This is a genomic window from Pseudovibrio sp. WM33 (assembly GCF_001623165.1).
Lineage (GTDB): Bacteria > Pseudomonadota > Alphaproteobacteria > Rhizobiales > Stappiaceae > Pseudovibrio.
Genome location: NZ_LMCK01000150.1, coordinates 1 through 4,678, shown reverse-complemented (window position 1 = coordinate 4,678; position 4,678 = coordinate 1). Strand labels below are relative to the sequence as shown.

At 45.9% G+C, this 4,678-nt stretch carries 8 protein-coding genes and 1 pseudogene; 5 read left to right on the top strand and 4 right to left on the bottom strand.

All coding sequences use genetic code 11. The features are described from left to right. Window positions 1-78: 78 nt before the first annotated feature. Window positions 79-372, top strand: coding sequence for a hypothetical protein (locus PsWM33_RS25340; protein WP_063302075.1), 294 nt, complete (start codon window positions 79-81; stop codon window positions 370-372). Window positions 373-468: 96 nt separating this feature from the next. Next, window positions 469-804 carry a hypothetical protein gene (locus PsWM33_RS25335; protein ID WP_153040014.1) on the top strand — a complete coding sequence of 112 codons (336 nt, stop codon included), beginning with the start codon at window positions 469-471 and terminating at the stop codon, window positions 802-804. 139 nt (window positions 805-943) lie between these two features. Here PsWM33_RS25335 and PsWM33_RS25330 read toward each other — a convergent pair whose 3' ends face one another. Both PsWM33_RS25330 and PsWM33_RS25325 read right to left on the bottom strand, forming a co-directional pair. Further along, window positions 944-1,549, bottom strand: coding sequence for a BglII/BstYI family type II restriction endonuclease (locus PsWM33_RS25330; RefSeq protein ID WP_063302073.1), 606 nt, complete (start codon window positions 1,547-1,549; stop codon window positions 944-946). Further along, on the bottom strand, window positions 1,542-1,799 hold the full coding sequence (locus PsWM33_RS25325) for a helix-turn-helix domain-containing protein (protein WP_082827154.1): 258 nt from the start codon (window positions 1,797-1,799) through the stop codon (window positions 1,542-1,544). Before PsWM33_RS25325 ends, PsWM33_RS25330 begins: the two co-directional genes overlap by 8 nt. A gap of 88 nt (window positions 1,800-1,887) precedes the next feature. On the opposite strand from PsWM33_RS25325, the gene PsWM33_RS25320 reads away from it, so the two are divergent. Continuing rightward, entirely contained in the window at window positions 1,888-3,087 is a 1,200-nt protein-coding gene (locus PsWM33_RS25320; protein WP_206599039.1) for a DNA adenine methylase, read from the top strand. Between the two features lie 36 nt (window positions 3,088-3,123). On the opposite strand, the gene PsWM33_RS25315 is transcribed toward PsWM33_RS25320, so the two are convergent. After that, window positions 3,124-3,408: a helix-turn-helix domain-containing protein gene (locus PsWM33_RS25315; RefSeq protein WP_208994747.1), complete on the bottom strand. Its 285-nt coding sequence runs from the start codon at window positions 3,406-3,408 to the stop codon at window positions 3,124-3,126. A 65-nt stretch (window positions 3,409-3,473) separates the two neighbouring features. Further along, window positions 3,474-3,602: a hypothetical protein gene (locus tag PsWM33_RS28730; protein ID WP_275078580.1), complete on the bottom strand. Its 129-nt coding sequence runs from the start codon at window positions 3,600-3,602 to the stop codon at window positions 3,474-3,476. Between the two features lie 383 nt (window positions 3,603-3,985). Here PsWM33_RS28730 and PsWM33_RS28920 point away from each other — a divergent pair, with 383 nt between their 5' ends. Together PsWM33_RS28920 and PsWM33_RS25310 are read left to right on the top strand one after the other, a co-directional pair. Then, on the top strand, window positions 3,986-4,297 hold the full coding sequence (locus PsWM33_RS28920; protein WP_446737456.1) for a DUF6538 domain-containing protein: 312 nt from the start codon (window positions 3,986-3,988) through the stop codon (window positions 4,295-4,297). Next, window positions 4,215-4,678 (top strand): annotated as a pseudogene (locus tag PsWM33_RS25310) (integrase); the annotation flags it as partial. The gene PsWM33_RS28920 and the pseudogene PsWM33_RS25310, both read left to right, overlap by 83 nt.

Genomic DNA, 4,678 nt, shown 5'->3' with positions numbered 1-4,678 from the left:
GGGGCTTTGCAATCGCTCTGGTTCTTAGTGTGGGCGTTGCTGGCTATTTGCTGATCAATAAAGAGCGGGCCGCCTGATATGGGGGCGGTTCTCTCAATCCTGATTAAAACGAAGACAGGGCGGGCGCTGGCGGCCGCCCTTCTTCTTTGTGTACTTGCGGCCATTGCCTATCACCAGATCCGGCAGCGGGCGTTTATCGAGGCAGAGCACTATGCTTTGCAAGGGACTGTGAAAGCGGAACAGCAAAGGAAGCAGGACGATGCCTTTTTGCAAGGTCTTGAAGATTACCGCTTGTGTCTTGAGTACTTTGATGATTCCGGGCTGCGAAACGTTGCAGAGTGCGAGCAGTTGCAGTGGGTTCACAAAGAATAATCTAAGCCCCCAAGGCTTTGTGGTGCTTGTTCAGGTGGACAGAGCGGGGGCGAATAGAGTTGCAGCAAATGACAGGAACGGACAGAGGCAGGGCTGTTGGAAATGACGGATGTAATCTTAGAGATTTTCTATCACCTGCCGTTCTGGAAAACGGCCGTCATTGTTGCTTTCGCGATGGTGGGGGCTTTGATGCATAAAGAGGCGGGTTTTTGGCAAAGGGTACTGACATTTTCTTGCGGGGTGTTGGCGGCCGCAGTCTTCACAGATCCTTTGTTGCAGCTCATAGGGCTGCAGGCTGAGCTTGATGACCCAACGGCCGGAGTGCTGGCGTTAAGCGGGCGAAATATTGCAGCGTTTGTGCTGGTGGCTTCAAGAGATCCTGTGAAAGCTGCAAGGGAGGTTATGGGAATAATCAGAGGCTCTGGAAAGTAGAGGATTCTTATTAATTCGTGTAATCTCACCTAAGACAATTTGACGATAAAAAAGCCCCTTTGCGCTGGACGCAGAGGGGCTTTTTCTCTGAAGGGGTAGTGTTATGGATCGCGAATTAAATTTTTTCTAGAGGAATGATTTATTGTGCCGAGTCATCTAAATATGCCCCTGGCTTTACTGCACAAACCAGAATAGGGCACCCACCAGCACCTCCACCTTCGATTTTTGGGACTAGCTTATTAAGATGCGTTGTTGAAGCCCCATATTTAGTTCCTTTTCCCAGAGGATTAAAAACCTGTTTCTGAAGTTCTGTAGTCCGGGTAATTATAACGCCAACGCTGATCGCTTTAAGAGAGTGAAGAAGGCGGAAATTATTTAAGTCCCGATCAAAAAACTCTGTTTTGTTGTTCCATTCAACATCGAGTGCCACTCTGCCCTTAACACAATCAACTTTATGAGTCGGTGTCTCGTGAGCCACGCCATCTATATGAATAGATGTGTCAAACGCTTTTTCTTCCCAACCAAAGTCAATCAGTCTTTTATCGAGTTTGTCAGAGATTTTGGACTTACCACCTCCTGCTGCTTCGATACCTGAACGAAGCAGTTGAAACTCATCGAGCACATTGCAAATATCACTAAACTGCTCTTCGAACTCGTACTTTAAGATCGCTAGCGCATGTCCCCATTCACGAATGTCATATTTTTCATTAAATCTTGCCGGAAAGTTTGAATAAATATCAGTCATTGATTTGCAGTTTTAGTTCGTTCTCGTAGTTTGTAATCAACTCATAAAGGGTGCCACCACAGCAGATAACGATTTCTCTAATTTCTGGTAGAGAAAGTTTACGTTCGCCGCTCTCATATTTAGAAACGTAACTCTGGGGCTTTCCTATTCGTTCAGAAATTTGCTTCTGAGTAAGCTGGGCTTTCGTTCGTGCATCGATCAATAGCTCTTTGAGAACTAAGTTCTGTATATCTATTGATATTTCTGCCATGGATGACCGTTCCAGTTGACCTTGATAGTTGCGCTCTCTAATGAATGCGCTATCCTAATTTGGGATTTTGTTTTCAGAGGGCGCACAATTGCTTCAGGTTCCTGTTTCCGATCACTATCTGATTCATCGTGATTATCCAAGTCTGATCAAATACATGGGCTCGAAGTCTAAAATAATGGATTTCGTTCTTGAGGGGATCAATCAAGTCCATGATAAACGCGCTATATGTGATTTGTTTGCAGGTAGTGCTTCATTAGCTGGAGCGGTAGGACAGCAATGTGTTGTCCATTCAAACGATATCCAGCACTACTCAAGTGTGTTATCTGACACATACAACAAAGCCTTTAAAACCGCTTCGACGCCATCTGCAGATCAACTCATTGAAGCAGCGCAAAGGATCGTAGAAACCAACGACCTTAGGTTGGAAGTTAACTATTCCGATGCAAATTCTCTAGAAAAATTCAATGACTTGGAGGAACTCCAACGAGGATTGATTAATCAGGATTTCAGTTATGAGTGGTGTATTTTCGCGAAGAACTACTCAGGCACTTGGTGGAGTTATGAGCAATGCCTATGGATTGACGCCTTTAGGCAGGTTGCAGAAGACTATAAAGATACTGCAATCTATCCCGTCATTTTGTCTTCTCTGATGTTTGGGATGGCCTATGCAAGTCAGGGGACCGGGCATTATGCACAATATCGAAATGCAAAAACTCAGTCATCACTACGGGACATTTTAATATACAGAAACCGATCTATCCAAAGTTACTTCCACCGCAAATATAATGATCTACTCTCCTACATTCCGGGCATGCCGGTTCAGTTGTCTCACAAATCTACAGCTTTGGATTATCGGGAGTGTCTTGCAAACTTCGAAGGTGGAACTGTATATGCAGACCCTCCGTACTGTTTCGTGCATTACAGTCGTTTCTACCATGCCTTGGAAACTTTAGTATTATATGATTTTCCAACGCTCCAAGTGCAGCGAGGGAGAATCGTAAAGGGAAGATACCGAGAGAGTAGACATCAGTCTCCTTTTTGTATCAAAACCCAAGTTCCGGGTGCCTTTGTTGATTTGTTTACTGGGGTCAAGCAGACAGACTCGAAAATGGTCCTAAGTTACAGCAATACTGGGATGATCACTATCGAGGAGTTGTACGGCATATGTAAGGAAGTTCTTCCTAATAAAAAAATGGACCTTCTTACTACCGATCATAAGCATATGACACTGGGAAGGCGAGAGGATCGGCAACGAGACGTAAAGGAATGCTTGCTCCTTATTTATTAAGCTATCGTTTGCGTTTTAAAGAGCAACAGGTCGCAGCTATTTATTTTCCGATCTGGGCCATTCTGGCGGCCGGTATCCTTCAAGCATCCATTCTAGAACACGGCAGGCAATCGGATTAGGTGGGCGTGTCCCGCTAGCATCTTCCCACCTGCGCACGGTGCGTGGATCGGTGTTTAGGATGCGCCCCAACTCAGCTGCGGAAAGGTCTAACTTTTCACGTGCTGCTTTAAACTCTTTCGGGGTCATACCCTGCTTTTCCTCTTTTGCTATTGATGGCAGCATAGGGCGGCGTGTGTCGGTGGTAAAGCTGTGGAGGTTCATGGCTAAGCCTTTCGCGGTTGTATGTGGACAGGTGGGGAGGAGGCTAACCCCCTCCCGTTTCTCTCTTAGTCTTCTTGTTGTTGACGCTTGCGAAGCTCTTTTAGGAGTTTGTCGGCGCTTTTCTTGAGTTCTTCAATCTGGTCTTGAACCTTGTAGAGTTCCTCTGCCAGTTGCACTCTAGAGAGATTTTTCATTTCTTGTCCTCCGTAGTAGGCGGGCTTCATTGCCCTTTGGACAAGTATGAATATAGGGCCATTGGCCCTATATTGAAATCCGCGAAAAATTGGAATCTAAGAACTAGGGGAAGTCAGAAAGGCGCTAATGGCGGCTTATTTGTTACCCGTTATGTTACCCGCTTGGGGTAACTTTGGTAGATTTGGCAATTTCTAAAATGCAAATATGGCATATAAAACAAATAGTTAATTGTATTTTGTCGGAATCCCTCCGTGTCCGCCATCTTCCCTTTTTTTGAAAATACGAATAGATACGCTTAATCAGTAGGTTAAAGCGTGTTGCGCAAAGTGATTTGACACTGGCGGACTAAGCTACATAACACTGCATGTAGGATGGGTAGAATATGGCTCATACGATCAGTCGTGGAATGTACTATTTTGTGAAGCGTGTTCCTAAAAGATATGCGTCTGTCGATCCGCGTTCATGCATCCAGCTCTCCCTTAAAACCGAAAGCCCTGATGTAGCACAAAAGAAGTCTCTCATTATTGAGGAGAGGCTTGTCGCGTACTGGGAGGCTTTGCTTGCAGAAGATCATGAGGGGGCAAAGGCTCACTATGAGGCTGCAGTCAATTTTGCAGAAGTGCAGGGGTATACCCTACCTGTCATTGGAGGAGGTTGTTGCAGAGCCTTTAGGTGGCCTGCTCAATCGTATTGAGGTGATCCCTGAGGGTGAGCAATCCAAAACAGTTTCTGTTGTTGCTGATGGATTGTTAGGCGGTGCGGATAAGCCGATCCTGAAGGTGTCCAGGCTCTACGAGGAGTATCTGGAACTCACTCCAGATCTGCTTCTGGGAAAGAGTGACGACCAAATCCGCAAATGGAAGAACCCCAGACAAAAGGCCATCAATAACCTGATCACCGTTGTAGGCGACAAAAACGTCCATGAGCTAAGTCGTGATGACGGATTGAAGCTTCGTGAGTGGTGGATGGACCGTGTTGTCGATGAGGGTAAAAAGCCCAGCACGGCGAACAAGGATTTCACGCACCTCTCCAAATGTTCCCCGTCGACGCCTTTGGACAGATCGATTGAATTGAA